Below are 420 nucleotides of genomic sequence, written 5' to 3'. Positions count from 1 at the left end.
CCAGAAAACAGTTCAATGCCGTTTTGAAAGTTGTTTGAAGAAAGTTGTCCGACATGTTGTTAAGGACTATCAGAAGAAATTAAAACGACGACAAAAGGAAGAAACACTCTTTTGTGAACTTCCAGAAATCGTTGTAGAAAATCTGGCTGTCTGGGACGACTATGATACGGACTATACGATTTTCAATGTATGCGGTAATGATATTCGTGTCTATGATGATGAATTGGCAGAAGCCTTGAAACAGTTATCCGAGCGTAACCGTGAAACTTTGCTGATGTATTACTTCTTGGAAATGAACAACGAAGAAATTGCAAAAAAGCAGAATATTTCCAGAAGCGGTGTATTCCAAAATCGACATAACTCATTGGTACTTATGAAAAAATTACTAAAGGAGAAACAGTAAAATGAAGCAAACATTTA

General features: G+C 36.0%; 1 protein-coding gene. It reads left to right on the top strand.

Annotated features, from left to right (window positions below):
• The coding region (locus tag PG840_RS16570) for an RNA polymerase sigma factor (RefSeq protein WP_270613906.1) at nucleotides 1-403 on the top strand (403 nt) is incomplete at its 5' end.
• Nucleotides 404-420 lie beyond the last annotated feature (17 nt).

The organism is Coprococcus sp. AM97-35 (assembly GCF_027697525.1).
GTDB classification, from domain to species: domain Bacteria; phylum Bacillota; class Clostridia; order Lachnospirales; family Lachnospiraceae; genus Allocoprococcus; species Allocoprococcus comes.
The sequence above is the reverse complement of the archived record's forward strand: the minus strand, read 5'-3'. Positions and strand labels throughout refer to the sequence as shown.